The following is a 16,686-nucleotide window of genomic DNA, read 5'->3' as shown; positions in this document are numbered from 1 at the left end:
CGGCGCGCCGATGCGTCACGCCCCGGTGACTGCCCGGTGGCGCGCGCCTTCGACGATCGACAGGCCGGTCAGCAGGCCGACCAGGGTCACATAGAAACTGGCCGTCATCTGGTGCGCGAACATCGACTGGGTCAGGCCGCACAGCGCATAGGTGATCACCAGCATGATGCCGGCTGCGGCCGGCCCCCGGAAGGTCGTCCGTCCGCTGCGGCGATGAAGCCGCACGAACACCCCTAGCGGGATGCCATACACCGCCAGCAACAGCAGCAGGCCCGGTACGCCCTGGGTCGCTGCCCATTCGGCAACATCGTTGTGTGCATGCCCCAGGTGGCAACGCAACTCTTCCGGATTCTCACGGCAGACCGGCACGCGCAGCATCGCGCTGTCGAAATGCCCGATGCCAACGCCCACCAGCGGGTGATCGAGGAAGGTCTCCCAGGCCACCTGCAGGCGTTCCACGCGGGCACCGGCGGAAGAATCACTGTCGCCCAGTTCCATCCGCTGCACGTCACTGTGAAGCTCGCTCAGGCGCACCTGGTGACGCAGCTCCGGTACCGACAGCAGCAGGGTCGCACCGATCGCCAGCATGCCGGCCAGCACCGACAGGCGCGCCGCACCGGTGCGCCAGCGCAGGCTCAGTGCCAGCACCACCAGCAGCGCCAGGAGGGCGGCGAACACGCCGCGGCTGCCGGTCAGCACGATGGTGCCGCAGCCGGCGGCCATGCCGAGGATCACCAGCGACCAGCGCCGCGACGGGCGACAGAACACCAGCAGCACCATCAACACCATCACGATGTCGGCCAGCACGATGGCGTTGGTGAACAACTCTGCGCGCGCGGCGCCACCCAGCACCTGCCACAGCGACATCGCGAAGGTGGCGAGCAGGCCTGTCAATGATCCGTACCAGAGCCACCGCAGGTTGGGACGCAGCGCGCAGACCCAGAGCGCGATCCACGGGATCACCACGAATCGCGAGCGGTTGTCGACGTCACGCAGGCCCTGCTCGAACAACACCACCGACAGTACGCCGAGCGCCAGCACCGCCAGCATCAGCCAGGCCAGCACTTTCACCGGCTGACCGGCCATGCCGCGCGCGCGCCACAGCAGCTCCGGCGCCAGCAGCGTGCTGAGCAGCAGCAGCAGGCCATACGGCAGCAGGTTGATCGGCACGGTCAGCACCAGTGCCGGCAGGCAGAACAGGCCCAGCTGGGCCAGGCCGCGGGCCACCCCGTGACGCCCGCCGGCGGGAACGCCCAGCGGGTCGCCGGCCAAGGGGTTCAGGTTGTCCGGTGAAGCTGGCACGTCGGGAAGTATCGCTGCAATCTGCGGGAAGAACGGGAAGGACCAACGGGGGCCGTCCCAGCCTGCTGTTTTACTGCCTTTGGGCCCGCTTGGGCAGACTGGACAAGCCGGAATCGTGGTGGCTAGTCATGTTCCTGCAAACGCCGTTCACGTTCGCGCTCCTCTGCAGTGACCACGCAGGGCACCTTCACCGCTGCTGCCGGCACCAGCCACCAGCGCCGCCGGTTGGCCACGCCGGCCAGTTCAGAACGGTTGCGGTCGACGCACGACAGCATCGCGTATTCGTGCACCAGCAACCAGCGGCGTCCGGGCGCCAGCCGCTGCCAGCGCGTGGCCGCAATCAGCTGCTCGTCCCAGTCCGTCTCGAAACCGAAGGTCGCTGCAGGACGGTCGGCCAGCAGCAGATGCTGCTCCTTCCAGGCCACCAGCCCCAATTCGGCATCCGGGCCCAGACGGCTACCAACCGTGCGCATCAGGCCGCGGGCGGAACTGGAATCGTTCAGCAGCGGATAGCCGACCAGGCTGTACAGCACCCAGACCATCCCCAGGGTCGACACCAGCGCCAGATGCCGGCGACGGCCGCAGGCCAGCAGGCTCAATCCGCCCCACACGCCCATCGCCAGGATCGTCCAGGCCAGTGCGTCGACAGCGCCGGGCGCCAGCCCGCGGCTGTGGGTCAGGCGCAGCTCGAAGGCCGGCTCGCCCAGCACCGCCATCGCACCGGCCAGGGCCAGGCCCAGTGACAGCAGGCCGGTGAACACCCCCACCACGGCCTGAACGTCGCGCCGCCTCAGCAATCCAGGCAACAGCGGCGCCAGCACCAGGCAGAACATCGGCAGCGCCGGCAGGATGTACACATCGCGCTTGCCGGCCGGAATCGAGAAGAACAGCACCACCATCAGCCACCAGGCCAGCGGCAGCAGGTAGCGCGGGTCGCGACGGCGCAGCCGGCGGCGCCACGCCGGAATCGCCCAGGGCAGGGCCAGGAACGCCGGGATCCACATCAGCGGCATCGTCGCCAGGAAGTACCAGGCGGGCTGGTGGTGGTCCCAGGAATGGGCGTAGCGCCGCGCCGTCTGCTGGAACAGGATGTCGTCCATGTAGGCCCGGTACTCGTCCGAGCCGGTGGCAAAGCCGGCCAGCAGCATCGGCGCCAGCCACAACGACACCGCCAGCAGGAAGGCCAGCGGCGCCAGCCAGAAACGCGCGTCGCGCGCATGCAGTCCCACCCGTGGCCACTGCAGCGCCGCGGCGATCGCCGCAGGCACGAGCATCAGCAGCGCCAGCATCCCCACGCCCTTGGTGATCACGCCGATGCCAGCAAAGAACCAGCCCAGCCACCACCAGCGCCAGCTGGGTCCCAGCAGAAGGTGGCGCAGCAGGCCGTAGTTGGCCAGGGTGATGAACAGCAGCAGCAGTGGGTCGATCTGCGCCTTCTTCGCCTGGAAGGTGAACTGCAGCGCGAACAGCAGCGCCCAGCCGGCGTACAGCCCCACCCGCCGCGTCCACAGGCGCCGCCCCAGGTCGACCACGCACCACAGCGTGCCCAGGGCCGCCAGCAGCGACGGCAGCAGGAAGGCCACGCGCCACTGCCCGACCAGGCTGTACAGCGTGGCCTGCCACCACATCAGCATCGGCGGCTTGTCCGAGTACAGCTCGGTGCCGCGATGCGGGAACAGCCACTGCCCGCTGTCGAACATCTGCTTGGCCACCAGCGCGAAGCGCGGTTCGTCCGACGGCCACGGATCACGAAGGCCCAGCCCGGCCCCCAGCACCAGCAGGGCCATCACCACGAACAACCACGTCTCGCGCGACGCGCGGGATTTCAGCATGGGACTCGGAACGTCAGCGGGGTCAGGCTGTTTTTAGCAGACGCGCGTAAAAGAAACCGTCAGCATCGTTGTCACCCGGCAGGCGCTGGCGCGCAATCCCCTCGCAATCGAGGCCGAATGTGTCATCCAGAGGCTGTGCCGCTGCGTCCGGATGCCACTTCAGGAAGGCTCGCACCTGATCGACGTTCTCGGCGCGCAGGATCGAACAGGTGGCGTACAGCAGCACGCCTCCCGGGCGCAGCATCGACCAGCAGGCCTCCAGCAGGCGGGCCTGCACGCCGACCAGCGCATCGATGTCCTCGGCGCGGCGGTGGAACATCACGTCCGGCTGGCGGCGGATCACGCCGGTGGCCGAGCACGGGGCATCCAGCAGGATGGCGTCGAACGGCGTGCCGTCCCACCAGGCCCCGGGATCGCTGGCATCGGCCACCCGGGTCTGCGCGCCCTCGCCCACACCGGTGCGGGTGTAGGTATCGCGGGCGCGCGCGAGGCGACGCGCATCGATATCGAGCGCCAGCAGGCGCAGACTGGGGTCACGTTCCAGCAGGTGCGCCGACTTGCCACCGGGCGCCGCACAGGCGTCCAGCACGCGGGCGCCGGTCGCGGGCGCCAGCGCGTCGGCTGCGCATTGCGCCGACAGGTCCTGTACCGACAGTGCACCGTCGGCAAAACCCGGCAGCTGGTTCACCGCAACGGGGGCTGCCAGGCGCAATGCATCGGCGCAGAGCGCGCTGGGTTCGGCGGCAATGCCCGCCTCGGCCAGTGCCGCCAGTGCCTTGTCACGGCCACCGTGCTGGCGGTTGGCACGCAGCCACAACGGTGCCGGTTGCAGGCTGGCGCTGAAGATCGCGTCGGCCTGTGCCGGCCAATCGCGCTCCACCGCATCGGCCAGCCATTCCGGGAAGGCATCGCGCGCCGGCTGCTCCGGGAAACCTTCGCGCTGCGCGCGGCGCAGGATCGCATTGACCAGGCCGGCCTGGCGCTCACGGCCCAGCGCACGCGCGGCATCGACCGTGGCCGACAGCGCCGCATGCGCCGGCAGTTCCAGCACGTCCAGCTGGGCAAAGCCCACCATCAACAGGGTGCGCAGGTCGGCGTCGCGCGCCGACAGCGGCTTCTGCATCCACGACTGCAAGGCAGCGTCATAGGTGCTGCGGCGACGCAGGACCGCAAAGCACAGCGCTTCCAGCAAGGCACGATCGCGGCTGTCGGCCAGCTTCGGCAGCGCCCAGGCCAGTTCGGCCTTCAATGAACGGCCACGGGTGAACACCTGTGCCAGCACACGCGCGGCCAGCATGCGCGTGGCCGCGCCCGGCGCCGCCTTGGCCACGGAGAAATCGTTCTGCTTCGACACCGCTTATGCTCCCACGCGCAGATCACGGCGGGCGTTGAGGTAGTCGGCGGCGGTGATCGCCTTGCCGCCTTCGCGCTGCAGCGTACGCAAGCGCAGTGCGCCCTGGCCACAGGCGATGTCGATGCCATCGCGGCTGGCCGCCAGCACCGTGCCCGGCGCTTGGCCGTGGGCCGCATCCAGTGCCACCGCGCCATGGATGCGCACGCGTTCGCCAGCCAGCGTCGCTTCGGCGATCGGCCACGGATTGAAGGCACGCACGGTACGCGCCAGCACATCGGCGCCCTGCGCCCAGTCCAGACGGGCTTCGGCCTTGTCCAGCTTGTGCGCATAGGTCACGCCCTGCTCCGGCTGCGGCCGCGCGATCGGCTTGATGCCGGCCCGCAGCAGGCCCAGGCCGTCGGACAGGACCTGTGCACCCAGCTCGGCCAGCTTGTCATGCAGCTGACCACCGGTATCGGTGGCAGCGATCGGCAGTTCTTGGTGCAGCAGCACCGGGCCGGTATCCAGGCCCGCTTCCATCTGCATCAGGCACACACCGGTCTTTGCGTCACCGGCCTGGATCGCGCGCTGGATCGGCGCAGCACCGCGCCAGCGTGGCAGCAGCGAGGCATGCACGTTCCAGCAGCCGTGGGTCGGGATCGCCAGTACCGCCTTGGGCAGGAGCAGGCCGTAGGCCACCACCACCATCAGGTCCGGCTGCAGGTCGCGCAGCTGCTGCTGTGCAGCCTCGTCCTTCAGTGATTCGGGCTGGTAGACCGGAATGCCACGGGCCACGGCCTCGAGCTTGACCGGCGACGGTGCCAGGCCACGGCCACGGCCGGCCGGCCGGTCAGGCTGGGTATAGACGGCCACGACCTCGTGGTGGCGCGCCGCGGCGCGCAGCGACGACACCGCGAATTCCGGCGTACCGGCAAAGACAATCCTCATGGCTACCCCACTTGCAGGATGGATTCGTGCAGGAAAGAAAACGGCGCCGTCGGCCGGCGCCGTGCAGCCCGCGCGCGTCGCGCAGGCACGGGCCACCCGAAGGGCGGCCCGGATGGGCGATCACGCCACGTGCTTGCGCTGCTTGGCCAGCTTCTTGCGGACCATCTCGCGCTTGAGCGGCGACAGGTAGTCAATGAACAGCTTGCCGTCCAGGTGGTCCATCTCATGCTGGATGCAGGTGGCCAGCACTTCACCGGCCTCCAGCTGCTGTTCCTGGCCGTTGCGGTCCAGGTACTTCACGGTGATGGTGTCGGCGCGGGTGACGTCGGCGAAGATGCCCGGGACCGACAGGCAGCCCTCCTGGTACACCCGGCCCCCGTCCCTGGCGACGATTTCCGGGTTGATGAACACATGCGGTTCATTCTTTTCTTCGCTGACATCGATGACCATGAAGCGCTTGTGCACGTCCACCTGGGTGGCCGCCAGGCCGATGCCCGGGGCGTCGTACATGGTCTGGAACATGTTGTCGATCAGTTCCTGAAAGGCCGGCGTGGTGACTTCGGCGGCGTCGATCAACGCAGCCTTGGTACGCAGGCGCGGATCGGGGAACTCGAGAATGGGGAGAAGGGCCATGGCTGTTTCCGGATAGGGGGCCGGCACGCCGGCATACGTCGCAGATTCTAGCTCCAACGCTTGCCTTGCGCCCCGGTTTCTGGACTATAGTGCGCGGACCTGTTGGGGAATCAGGGCTTCACACCTATGTTGCTTCGTTTTCGTACGGTCGTCGCCGCGGCGATGCTGACCGTGGCTGCCTATGCTACCGCCGTGGAAGTGAATGGCGGGCACCCGGACACCTATGTGGTCCGAAAAGGGGATACGTTGTGGGATATCGCCGCACGTTTCCTGCAGAAGCCTTGGCTGTGGCCGGAGATCTGGCAAGCCAATCCGCAGATCGCCAACCCGCACCTGATCTATCCAGGTGACGTGCTGAGCCTGGCCTACCTGGACCGGGTGACCGTATCCCAGGCCGGCCCGCGCCAGGAGGCCCCGATCGACGCCATTCCGCTGGCCCAGGTCGAGCCGTTCCTGAAGCAGCTGAGCGTTGTCGACAGCATCAAGCAGCTGCCCTACGTGGTCGGCCTGGAGGACAGCCGCCTGCGCGTGTCCGGCGGTGACACCGTCTACGTGCGCCTGGCCGATGCCCAGGTGGGCCAGCGCTGGGCCGTGGTACGCCCGACCGTGCGGTACGCCCAGCCCAAGCCGACCGAAGACCTGACCGCCAATGGCGACGTGACCCCGGGCAGCGGCAACCTGTGGAAGGCCTACAACGCGCCCAACGCCCGCCGTGGCGTGCTCGGCTACGAGCTGGCCCAGGTCGCTACCGGCACCATCACCCAGATTGCCGGCGGCAAGGTCGAGGCCTCCACGCTGGTGCTGGACAAGAACGACGGCGGCCGCGAAGTGCGCGCCGGTGACCGCCTGGTGCCGGTCGAAGCCAAGCCGTACGACCTGCAGTTCATACCTCATGTACCCGCTGCCGGTGTCGAGGGTGTGGACGTGCGCGTGCTGGCCGTCACCGACATGTTCAACGCCGGTGGCCCGCGCGACGTGATCGCGATCTCGGCCGGCCGTGCCCAGGGCGTGGACAACGGTACCGTGTTCTCGCTGTGGCGCCCGGGCCGCCATGTGGCGCACCGCATGAAGTACCCGGGCTCCTCGCGCATGGACGACTCGCTCAGCACTGGCGCGGGCCGGGTCTCGCTGCCGGACGAGTATGCCGCGCACGCGATGGTGTTCCGTACCTTCGACAACGTCAGCTACGCGCTGGTGATGCAGGGCGTGAAGCCGGTGCAGGTGGGTTACAACGCGCTGCACCCGGACGCAAAGTAACCGTTGCCGGGCGTGCCGGCCGCTGCCCGGCAGGCGTCTGCGGGAAAACCTGACGATCACATGCGAAGGCGCCCTAGGGCGCCTTTGTTGCGTGCGGCCGATAGTGGGGGATGACCACGCATGCATATGAGGCGCTGCTGCGCCTGTTGATGGCGGGAGACGCACTGGCGCCACGACGGGCCCTGCTGCAGGCCGCGGGCGGTGCGCAAGCCGCCATCGCGCAAGGCCCGGCGAACTGGCGCGCGCACGGCTGCACGCCGGAGCAATGCGCCGCGCTGGAACGTCCCGACGCCCGGGCGTGTGCATCCGCCCTGCGCTGGCTGGAACAGGACAACCATCACCTGCTGCCCTGCACCGATCCGGCCTTTCCACCCTCGTTGCTGGAGGTGCCCAACCCGCCGCTGGCGCTGTTCGTCGCCGGAGACCCCAGCCTGGCCTGGCGCCCGTCGGTGGCGCTGGTCGGCAGCCGTTCCCCCACCCCGGGCGGGCGCGCACTGGCCGCGCGTTTTGCCGGCTGTTTCGTCGAGGCGGGCCTGGCGGTGACCAGCGGCCTGGCCGCAGGCATCGATGCGGCTGCGCACCAGGCCACGCTGGAGGCCGGTGGCTGCACCGTGGCGGTGATCGGCACGGGCCCTGACCGCGCCTATCCGGACAGCCACGCCCGGCTGCAGGCGCGCATCGCCGCCGAGGGCGTGGTGCTCAGTGAGTACCTGCCGGGTACGGCGGCCCGCCCAGGCCACTTCCCCGCGCGCAACCGGCTGGTAGCCGGGCTGGCGCTGGCCACCGTGGTGGTCGAGGCCGCGCAGCGATCGGGAGCGCTGATCACCGCGCGCCTGGCCGCCGAGGCAGGCCGCGAGGTCTGTGCCCTGCCCGGATCGGTGCTCAACCCGCGCGCGGCGGGCTGCCACCGCCTGATCCGCGAGGGCGCGGCGCTGGTCGAGCGCCCCGAGGAGGTTCTGGAACTGCTCGCCCCCGCCCTTCGCCAGCAGCTGCCGGGCTTGCAATCGCGGCTGGTCACCCCCACTGAACAGGCACTGCCGGCCCTCCTGCCGGCGCGCTGGGCCGACGACCCTGACTACCAGTGCTTGTGGCGAGCCCTGGACCACAACCCAAGCGGTATGGATTCACTGATCACGCGCTGTGGATTGACGGCGTCCCAGGTGTCCTCCATGCTGCTTGCCATGGAACTGGCGGGAATCGTGGTGTGCGTACACGGCCGCTACTGTCGAACTCCCTAGTTTCTTCACCTCCACAGCGTCGCGCGACGCAGGCCGAGGGGCAATGAAAGAGAGCATCCTGGATGTACTGCTGTACCTGTTTGAACACTATTTCAGCGAAGATGCGGACCTGATCCGTGACCGCGATTCGCTGCAGAACGGCCTGATCCAGGCCGGTTTCAGCCCCACCGAGATCAACAAGGCGTTCGACTGGCTCGATGCCCTGGCCGCCCAGCGGCCGAGCGTGGCCCAGGCGCGGGTCGACGGCCCCGTGCGCATCTACCATGGCCCCGAGCTGGACAAGCTGGATGTGGAATGCCGCGGCTTCCTGCTGTACCTGGAACAGCACGGCATCCTCGACGCCGACCAGCGCGAGCTGGTGCTGGACCGGGCGATGGCCCTGGACCAGGACGAACTGGACCTGGACGACCTGAAATGGGTCGTGCTGATGGTGCTGTTCAACCAGCCCGGCTCCGAAGCGGCCTATGCCTGGATGGAGACGCAGATGTTCATGGACGAGCCAGAACCCCTTCACTGACCGTACACTTGGGGGCATAGCGCATTCAGGAGCGTCCCCGTGAGCGAGTGGTTCCATGCAGAAGGCAACCGGCAGCAAGGCCCGCTGCCGGCGGAACAGTTGGTCGAGTTGTTCCGAAACAACCAGATCTCCCTGGACACCCTGGTCTGGCGCGACGGCCTGCCGCAATGGCAGCCGTTGCGTACCGTGGTCGACGAGCTGGGCCTGATCGTGCCGGCACTGGACGTTGCTGCGCCGGCCCAGCAACCCGAGCCGGAACCGGAACCGGTGGCCCCCCCTCCGCCGCAGCCGCCTGTGCTGCCGCCGTCCACGCCCTATGCCACCCAAGCGGCAGCCGGGGTTCTGCCACCGCCGAAGAAGAAGCTCTCCGGTTGCGCCCTGACCGCGATCATCGGCGGCGGCCTGCTGCTGGTACTGGTACCGATCATGGCCATCCTCGCGGCGATCGCCCTGCCTGCATACAACGACTACACCGTGCGTGCCAGGATCGCGACCGCGGTCAATGCCCTGCAGCCGCTGAAACAGCAGGTGCAGCACTTCGCCGACGATGAAGGCCGCTGCCCCGGCGCCAACGATGCCGGTTTCCCGGCCCCGGGTGACTTCACCCAGGCCGGCCTGTCGGCGGTGAACATCGGCCGCTTCAACAACGGTCACTGTGGCATCGAAGCAACGCTGGCCGTGCCCGGCAAGAGCCTCGATGGCGACCTGCTGTGGCTGGAATATGATCGCGACAGCGGCCGCTGGGAATGCAGCGGTGAAAGCGACGACAAGTACCTGCCGACGTCGTGCCGCGGCTGAGCCACGCGCACGGCAGCACCTCCAAGGACGATCCAACAGGGAACATGCAATGACTGAGTGGTACTACGCCGTAGGACAGCAACGCCAGGGCCCGCTGTCGGTCCAGGAGATCCGCCAGCGCTTCCAGCGCGGCGAACTGAACCTGGACACCCTGGTCTGGCGCGAAGGCATGGCCCAGTGGGCTGCACTGCGCCAGGTGGTCGATGAACTGGGCCTGCAGACGCTGGCCGACGCCAGCACCGCCACTGCCAGTGGCGGCTTCGACCTGCGCAGCGACTACGCCGCCATCGACAACGGCACTGCGCCGCTGCCTGGCACGGGCGCGCTCAGCAGCTCGCCCTACAACGCCCCGGCCGCCGCCGCTGCCGGTGGCGCGCGGCCGGTGATCGGCGGCGAGGTGGTCTACGCCGGCTTCTGGAAGCGCGTCGCGGCCTACATGATCGACTACTTCGTGCTGGCCGTGCCGGGCGGCATCATCGGCGCCATCATCGGCGTGGTGCTTGGCGCCAGCATGGGCGCGGTGGGCAGTGGCGAAACCTCCATCGAAATCGTCGCGCAGCTGGCCAGCGCGCTGATCAACATGGCCATCGGCGTGGCCTACTACACCTGGTTCCATTCCTCGCCGGGCGGCGCCACGCTGGGCAAGATGGCGGTCGGCATCAAGGTCGTGCGCAGCAACGGTGACCGCCTGACCCGTGGCCGCGCCTTCGGTCGCTACTGGGCCATGCTGCTGAGCAGCTTCACCCTGGGCATCGGCTTCCTGATGGCCGCCTTCACCGAGCGCAAGCAGGGCCTGCACGACATGATCTGCGACACCCTGGTGGTCGACCGCTGGGCCTACACCGACCAGCCGCAGCTGCAGCGCCATGAGCTGGGTACGGTCACCATCGTGATCCTGGTACTGACCGGCCTGCTGACGGTCGCGGGCCTGGTGCTGCTGGTGGCTGCGGTCGGCTTCATCGCCAAGATGGCCTCATGAACGGCCATCCTCACGTCTGGCTGCTTGACAGGGGCTGGCCGGGCGTGATTCCTCTAATAAGGTGAAACCTGAACGCCCGGCACACTACCGGGCGTTCAGCGTATTGATTTGTCCGTGGCCGCTTCACTAATGCGGCCGTTTGCTCCACCCTAGCGGCCCCTTCCCTGCGGCTCGCCCCACAGACACTGCTGCCATGCCCAAGCACCTGCTCATCGTCGAATCGCCGGCCAAGGCCAAGACGATCAACAAATACCTCGGCAAGGACTACACCGTCCTGGCCTCGTATGGGCATGTGCGTGACCTGATCCCGAAGGAAGGCGCGGTCGACCCGGACAACGGGTTCGCCATGCACTACGACGTGATCGACAAGAACGAAAAGCATGTCGATGCGATCGCCAAGGCCGCCAAGGGCGCCGACGACATCCTGCTGGCAACTGACCCGGATCGCGAGGGTGAAGCGATCAGCTGGCATATCGCCGAGATCCTGAAGGAACGCGGGCTGGTCAAGGACAAGCCGATGCAGCGCGTGGTGTTCACCGAGATCACCCCGCGCGCCATCAAGGAAGCGATCAGCCAGCCGCGCGCGATCGCCAGCGACCTCGTCGACGCCCAGCAGGCCCGCCGCGCGCTGGACTACCTGGTCGGCTTCAACCTGTCGCCGGTGCTCTGGCGCAAGGTGCAGCGCGGCCTGTCCGCCGGCCGCGTGCAGAGCCCGGCGCTGCGCATGATCGTCGAGCGCGAGGAAGAGATCGAAGCCTTCATCGCCCGCGAGTACTGGTCGATCGCTGCCGAGTGCGCGCACCCGTCCCAGCACTTCAATGCCAAGCTGGTCAAGCTGGACGGGCAGAAGTTCGAGCAGTTCACCGTCACCGATGGCGACACCGCTGAAGCGGCGCGCATGCGCATCCAGCAGGCCGCGCAGGGTTCGCTGCACGTCACCGACGTCGCCAGCAAGGAGCGCAAGCGCCGCCCGGCGCCGCCGTTCACCACCTCCACCCTGCAGCAGGAAGCCTCGCGCAAGCTCGGCTTCACCACCCGCAAGACCATGCAGGTGGCGCAGAAGCTGTATGAGGGCGTGGCCATCGGCGACGAAGGCACCGTCGGCCTGATTTCGTACATGCGTACCGACTCGGTGAACCTGTCGCAGGACGCGCTGGCGGAAATCCGCGACGTGATCGCCCGCGACTACGGCATCGCCTCGCTGCCGGACCAGCCCAACACCTACCAGACCAAGTCGAAGAACGCCCAGGAAGCGCACGAAGCGGTGCGCCCGACCTCGGCCCTGCGCACGCCGTCGCAGGTCGCCCGCTTCCTGACCGACGACGAGCGGCGCCTGTACGAGCTGATCTGGAAGCGTGCGGTGGCCTGCCAGATGATCCCGGCCACGCTCAACACCGTCAGCGTCGACCTGTCGGCCGGCAGCGAACACGTGTTCCGCGCCAGCGGCACCACCGTGGTCGTGCCCGGCTTCCTGGCCGTGTACGAGGAAGGCAAGGACAACAAGAGCGCCGAGGACGAAGATGAGGGCCGCAAGCTGCCCGCGATGAAGCCGGGCGACCGCATCCCGCTGGAACGCATCCTGGCCGAACAGCATTTCACCCAGCCACCGCCGCGCTACACCGAAGCGGCGCTGGTGAAGGCGCTGGAAGAGTACGGCATCGGCCGTCCCTCGACCTACGCTTCGATCATCCAGACCCTGCTGTTCCGCAAGTATGTGGAAATGGAAGGCCGCAGCTTCCGCCCGTCCGACGTGGGCCGCGCGGTGTCCAAGTTCCTGTCCAGCCACTTCACCCAGTACGTGGATTACGACTTCACCGCCAGGCTTGAGGACGAGCTCGATGCCGTCTCGCGCGGTGAGGAAGAATGGATCCCGCTGATGGCCCGTTTCTGGGAGCCGTTCAAGGAACTGGTCGAAGACAAGAAGGAATCGGTCGACCGCGCCGAGGCCAGTGGCGCGCGCGAGCTCGGCACCGACCCCAAGACCGGCAAGCCGGTCAGCGTGCGGCTGGGTCGTTTCGGGCCGTATGCCGCCATCGGCAGCACCGCCGAGGACGCCGAGGAAAAGCCGAAGTTCGCCTCGTTGCGCCCCGGCCAGTCGATGCACACCATCTCGTTGGAAGACGCGCTGGAACTGTTCCTGATGCCGCGCGCGCTGGGCGAGGACAATGGTGAGCCGGTCAGCGTCGGCATCGGCCGCTTCGGCCCGTTCGCCAAGCGCGGCAGCACCTACGCCTCACTGAAGAAGGAAGACGACCCGTACACCATCGACCTGGCCCGCGCCGTATTCCTGATCGAAGAGAAGGAAGAGATCGCGCGCAACCGGATCATCAAGGAGTTCGAGGGCAGCGACATCCAGGTGCTGAACGGCCGCTTCGGCCCGTACATCAGCGATGGAAAGATGAACGGTAAGATCCCCAAGGATCGCGAACCAGCATCGCTGACCCTGGCCGAAGTGCAACAGCTGATGGAAGAAACCGGCAAGCCGGTGCGCAAGGGCTTCGGCGCCAAGAAAGCCGCCGCGAAGAAGGCACCGGCCAAGAAGGCTGCGGTGAAGAAGGAAGCAGCGCCGAAGAAGGCCGCGGCCAGGAAAGTGCCGGCCAAGAAGGCGGTGAAGAAAGCTGCCGCAAAGAAGGCACCGGCGAAGAAGGCCGTCAAGAAGACCGCTGCAAAGAAGTAGATCCACGCCATGCGCGGATGAGGGGTAGTGCCGGCCGCTGGCCGGCAACACCTGGAAGCCTCGGATGCCGGCCAGCGGCCGGCAATACCGAGCGGGCGCGTTCCACCCCTTCTGCACGCAGCGGGGGGATAATGGAGGCCCACGCCGGGCCGGTCGCCGTCATGAAAGAACTCACCCTGAACTCTGCTGTCGCCACGCTCCGCGCCGGTGGCGTGATCGCCTATCCGACCGAAGCGGTCTGGGGCCTGGGCTGCGATCCGTCACATGAAGCCGCGGTGCACGCGGTGCTGCGGCTGAAACAGCGCCCGATCGAGAAGGGCATGATCCTGGTCGCCGCCGAACTGTCGCAGCTGGAGGGCTGGGTCCGCCTGCAGGCGCTGCCCGACGCCCGCCAGCGCGCGGTTCTGGCCAGCTGGCCGGGCGCCAACACCTGGATCCTGCCGGCCGGTCCGCACGCGCAGCCCTGGGTCACCGGCGAACACAGCGGTATCGCGGTGCGCATCAGCGCCCACCCGCTGGTCGCCGCCCTGTGCCGCGCCTGGGGTGGCCCGCTGGTCTCCACCAGCGCCAACCTGGCCGGTGAACCACCGGCCCGCAGCCGTGCCGAGCTCGATCCGCGCCTGCTGCGCCTGCTCGATGGCCTCCTCGACGGCGAGACCGGCGGCCTGGCCCAGCCAACCCCGATCCGCGACGCGCTCAGCGGCAACGTGCTGCGCTCCTGAACCGACGATTGCACTGCCGCGGACAATCACGCACCCTGCCGCCATGAACCTGCTGCGCACCGCCCTGGGCCTGTGCCTGTTGCTGCCATGGACCGCACCCGCCGCCGAGGACGTGCGCGTGTACCGCTGTGTCGCCAGCAACGGCGCCGTGGCCCTGCAGGACAAGCCATGCAGCAGTGGCCGGCAGGAAGTGCGTGACCTGCAGCGCCCGCGCGACCTGGCCCCCCGGGTGGTGCGCAGCGACGCGGCACCCGCCCGGCCGGACGAGGTTCCGGTGATGCGTGATCGTGAGGTCCGCCACGTCTACCTCCAGCCACCACAACCGTTGTACGAGTGCGTAAGCGACGACGGTCGCCGCTACACCAGCGACAACAACGAGGGCAATCCGCGCTGGGTGCCGTTGTGGACCAGCGTCTGGCTCCCGCATGGGCACCACGGCCCGGTCCATCCCGGCCCACGCCCCGCCTTCGGCACGCCGGTCGGCCCCCCCATCGGTGAAGGAACCGGCTACCGGCCGCCAGCGGTGGGTGTCGGTGTACAGGTTCCGGCCGGCAGCGTGCTGGTCCGCGACAGCTGCCATGCGCTGCCGCCACAGGAAGTCTGCGCGCGCCTGCGCGACCGCCGCTGGGAACTGGACCGCCGCTACAACAGCGCGCTGCAGAGTGAACGCACCGCCATCAGCAACGAACAGCGTGGCATCGACGCGCGCCTGTCGCGCGACTGCGAACGCTGAGCGCAGCACCTGCCGTGGCATGTACGCTGTGCGCATGAAGAACCTGATCTGGCTGGCCCTGGGCCTGTTCGCCGGCAACGCAGTGGCCGACGACGGGGTGATCTACCGCTGCACCTCCAGCAACAGCGATGTGCCCACCCTGCAACGTACGCCCTGCCCTGGCGGCAGCAAGCAGCAGGTGGTGCGGATTCCGGCCGCTGCCAGTGCGTCGCCCACGCCGGCCCCTGTGCCGTCGCCACCCGAACCGGCGGCGGCGGGTATGCCGCCGGCTTCCGCGCCCAGCCCCCGCCGCCCCGGCGAAGGACGCACGATCATGGAAGCCGGCATGGTCGAACGCGAAGGCGGCGATCTGATACTCGACAGTGCATCGCTGCCACGCCAGGCCGATGCCGCGCCGGACAGCAATGCGCCGCCGAAGCCGCCGCTGCCGCCCATCTTCCAGTGCACCGACAGCCAGGGCGGTGGCTACCTGCACGAATACGAGGCTGCCCCCGGCCGCTGCGAACTGATGACCGTGCAGGGCCTGGGCGGCGCCACACCGGTCAACGCTGCAGGCTGCGAAGTGGTGCGCGACCGCTGCGAGGAACTGCCGGACGCGCAGCGCTGCAGCAGCTGGCAGCAACGCTTCCGCGACGCACGTGGCCGCGAGCGGTTCGCCTCGCCGGAGAACCGCGACAAGGCCCGGGGCGAACGCGAACGGTTGCAGGGCGTGCTGGAGGCCAGCAACTGCCCGGTACCGGGGTGACTGCCATGCGGTAGTGCCGGCCGCTGGCCGGCAATCGCAGGATCTTCAAAAATGGTTCCAGTTGCCGGCCAGCGGCCGGCACTACCCGCTGGAAGATCAGAACCCGTAGCGCAGGAAACCACCATCCACGGCGATGCACTCGCCGGTGACATAGCTGGCCGCCGGCAGGCACAGGAAGCCTACCGCGGCAGCCACTTCCTCCGGCTCGCCGATACGACGCATCGGCGTGCGATTGATGACTTCCTCGTAGTAGTCCGGGTCCGACAACGGACCGGACGTGCGCCGCGTGCGGATGTACCAGGGCGCCACCGCGTTGACCCTTATGCCATCCTCCGCCCACTCGACGGCCAGGTTGCGCGTCATCTGGTGCATCGCGGCCTTGGTCATGCCATAGACCACGCCACTGCGCACGTGGGTCAGGCCGGACACGCTGCCGACGTTGACGATGGACGACGACGCATGCCGCGCCAACAGCGGATGCGCGTAGCGCGACAGCTCGAAGGCCGAGAACAGGTTGGTCTCGAAGATCTTGCGCCATTCGTCCTCGGAATACTCCGTGGCCGCCTTGGTGACGTTGCCACCGGCGTTGTTGACCAGGATGTGCAGGCCATCGCTGTGGTCTTCCACCCAGTCCAGGATCTGCCGGCGGTCCTCGTCATCGGAGACATCGGCAGCCAGCGCGTGCACCTGGTGCTGCGGATACACGTCCAGCAGTTCGTCGCGCGCCGTCTCCAGCATATCGATGTCACGGCCCACGATCATCAGGTCGGCACCGAGGCCGGCCAGTTCGTGCGCGATGGCCAGGCCGATGCCGGCGCTGGCGCCCGTAATCAGGGCAGTCTGGCCGTCCAGGCGCCACCGTTGCTGGGTCATGTGTCCTCCGGGGCCGCGCCCGCTGTGTTTCGATGCCGCAAGGATACGCGCTCACGGCAGGGCGTTGCCGGAGATGCGACACTGCGCGAACGCCCACCG

At 68.3% G+C, this 16,686-nt stretch carries 15 protein-coding genes; 9 read left to right on the top strand and 6 right to left on the bottom strand.

Annotated elements, in window-relative coordinates:
- Positions 1-15 precede the first annotated feature (15 nt).
- The 5 genes from A7X97_RS20215 to def all read right to left on the bottom strand — a co-directional run bounded on the left by A7X97_RS20215 (position 16) and on the right by def (position 6,048).
- Positions 16-1,272, bottom strand: a complete 1,257-nt coding sequence (locus A7X97_RS20215; protein ID WP_072167254.1) for an O-antigen ligase family protein — start codon at positions 1,270-1,272, stop codon at positions 16-18.
- 152 nt (positions 1,273-1,424) lie between these two features.
- Positions 1,425-3,134 (bottom strand): ArnT family glycosyltransferase, encoded by a 1,710-nt coding sequence (locus tag A7X97_RS20210; protein WP_072167255.1) that lies wholly within the window; start codon positions 3,132-3,134, stop codon positions 1,425-1,427.
- A gap of 22 nt (positions 3,135-3,156) precedes the next feature.
- Complete coding sequence (gene rsmB / locus A7X97_RS20205) at positions 3,157-4,488, bottom strand: 16S rRNA (cytosine(967)-C(5))-methyltransferase RsmB (RefSeq protein WP_065196856.1); 1,332 nt, start codon at positions 4,486-4,488, stop codon at positions 3,157-3,159.
- 3 nt (positions 4,489-4,491) lie between these two features.
- Positions 4,492-5,415: a methionyl-tRNA formyltransferase gene (fmt, locus tag A7X97_RS20200; RefSeq protein WP_088496603.1), complete on the bottom strand. Its 924-nt coding sequence runs from the start codon at positions 5,413-5,415 to the stop codon at positions 4,492-4,494.
- Positions 5,416-5,535: 120 nt separating this feature from the next.
- The gene (gene def, locus A7X97_RS20195; protein ID WP_005419619.1) at positions 5,536-6,048 is read right to left on the bottom strand and encodes a peptide deformylase; all 513 of its coding nucleotides are present in this window, start codon (positions 6,046-6,048) and stop codon (positions 5,536-5,538) included.
- A gap of 126 nt (positions 6,049-6,174) precedes the next feature.
- On the opposite strand from def, the gene A7X97_RS20190 reads away from it, so the two are divergent.
- The 9 genes from A7X97_RS20190 (at position 6,175) to A7X97_RS20150 (ending at position 15,714) form a co-directional block, all read left to right on the top strand.
- Positions 6,175-7,305 (top strand): LysM peptidoglycan-binding domain-containing protein, encoded by a 1,131-nt coding sequence (locus A7X97_RS20190; RefSeq protein WP_072167258.1) that lies wholly within the window; start codon positions 6,175-6,177, stop codon positions 7,303-7,305.
- 110 nt (positions 7,306-7,415) lie between these two features.
- Positions 7,416-8,543, top strand: a complete 1,128-nt coding sequence (gene dprA / locus A7X97_RS20185) for a DNA-processing protein DprA (RefSeq protein WP_111008370.1) — start codon at positions 7,416-7,418, stop codon at positions 8,541-8,543.
- 43 nt (positions 8,544-8,586) lie between these two features.
- A complete protein-coding gene (locus A7X97_RS20180) occupies positions 8,587-9,060 on the top strand; it encodes a DUF494 family protein (protein WP_005419622.1) in 474 nt (157 codons plus the stop codon).
- A gap of 39 nt (positions 9,061-9,099) precedes the next feature.
- Entirely contained in the window at positions 9,100-9,858 is a 759-nt protein-coding gene (locus A7X97_RS20175; RefSeq protein WP_053496977.1) for a pilin, read from the top strand.
- Positions 9,859-9,907: 49 nt separating this feature from the next.
- On the top strand, positions 9,908-10,837 hold the full coding sequence (locus A7X97_RS20170) for an RDD family protein (RefSeq protein WP_061478133.1): 930 nt from the start codon (positions 9,908-9,910) through the stop codon (positions 10,835-10,837).
- 193 nt (positions 10,838-11,030) lie between these two features.
- Positions 11,031-13,514 carry a DNA topoisomerase I gene (locus A7X97_RS20165; RefSeq protein WP_088496604.1) on the top strand — a complete coding sequence of 828 codons (2,484 nt, stop codon included), beginning with the start codon at positions 11,031-11,033 and terminating at the stop codon, positions 13,512-13,514.
- 131 nt (positions 13,515-13,645) lie between these two features.
- On the top strand, positions 13,646-14,236 hold the full coding sequence (tsaC, locus tag A7X97_RS20160) for an L-threonylcarbamoyladenylate synthase type 1 TsaC (protein ID WP_005419629.1): 591 nt from the start codon (positions 13,646-13,648) through the stop codon (positions 14,234-14,236).
- A 43-nt stretch (positions 14,237-14,279) separates the two neighbouring features.
- Complete coding sequence (locus A7X97_RS20155; RefSeq protein WP_088496605.1) at positions 14,280-14,969, top strand: hypothetical protein; 690 nt, start codon at positions 14,280-14,282, stop codon at positions 14,967-14,969.
- 34 nt (positions 14,970-15,003) lie between these two features.
- Entirely contained in the window at positions 15,004-15,714 is a 711-nt protein-coding gene (locus A7X97_RS20150) for a hypothetical protein (protein ID WP_088496606.1), read from the top strand.
- Positions 15,715-15,810: 96 nt separating this feature from the next.
- On the opposite strand, the gene A7X97_RS20145 is transcribed toward A7X97_RS20150, so the two are convergent.
- The gene (locus tag A7X97_RS20145; RefSeq protein ID WP_014038643.1) at positions 15,811-16,587 is read right to left on the bottom strand and encodes an SDR family oxidoreductase; all 777 of its coding nucleotides are present in this window, start codon (positions 16,585-16,587) and stop codon (positions 15,811-15,813) included.
- Between the last annotated feature and the right edge of the window lie 99 nt (positions 16,588-16,686).

The organism is Stenotrophomonas sepilia (assembly GCF_003244875.1).
Taxonomy (GTDB): Bacteria; Pseudomonadota; Gammaproteobacteria; order Xanthomonadales; family Xanthomonadaceae; genus Stenotrophomonas; species Stenotrophomonas sepilia.
Note: the sequence above shows the minus strand (reverse complement) of the source record. Positions and strands in the feature narration are given on the sequence as shown.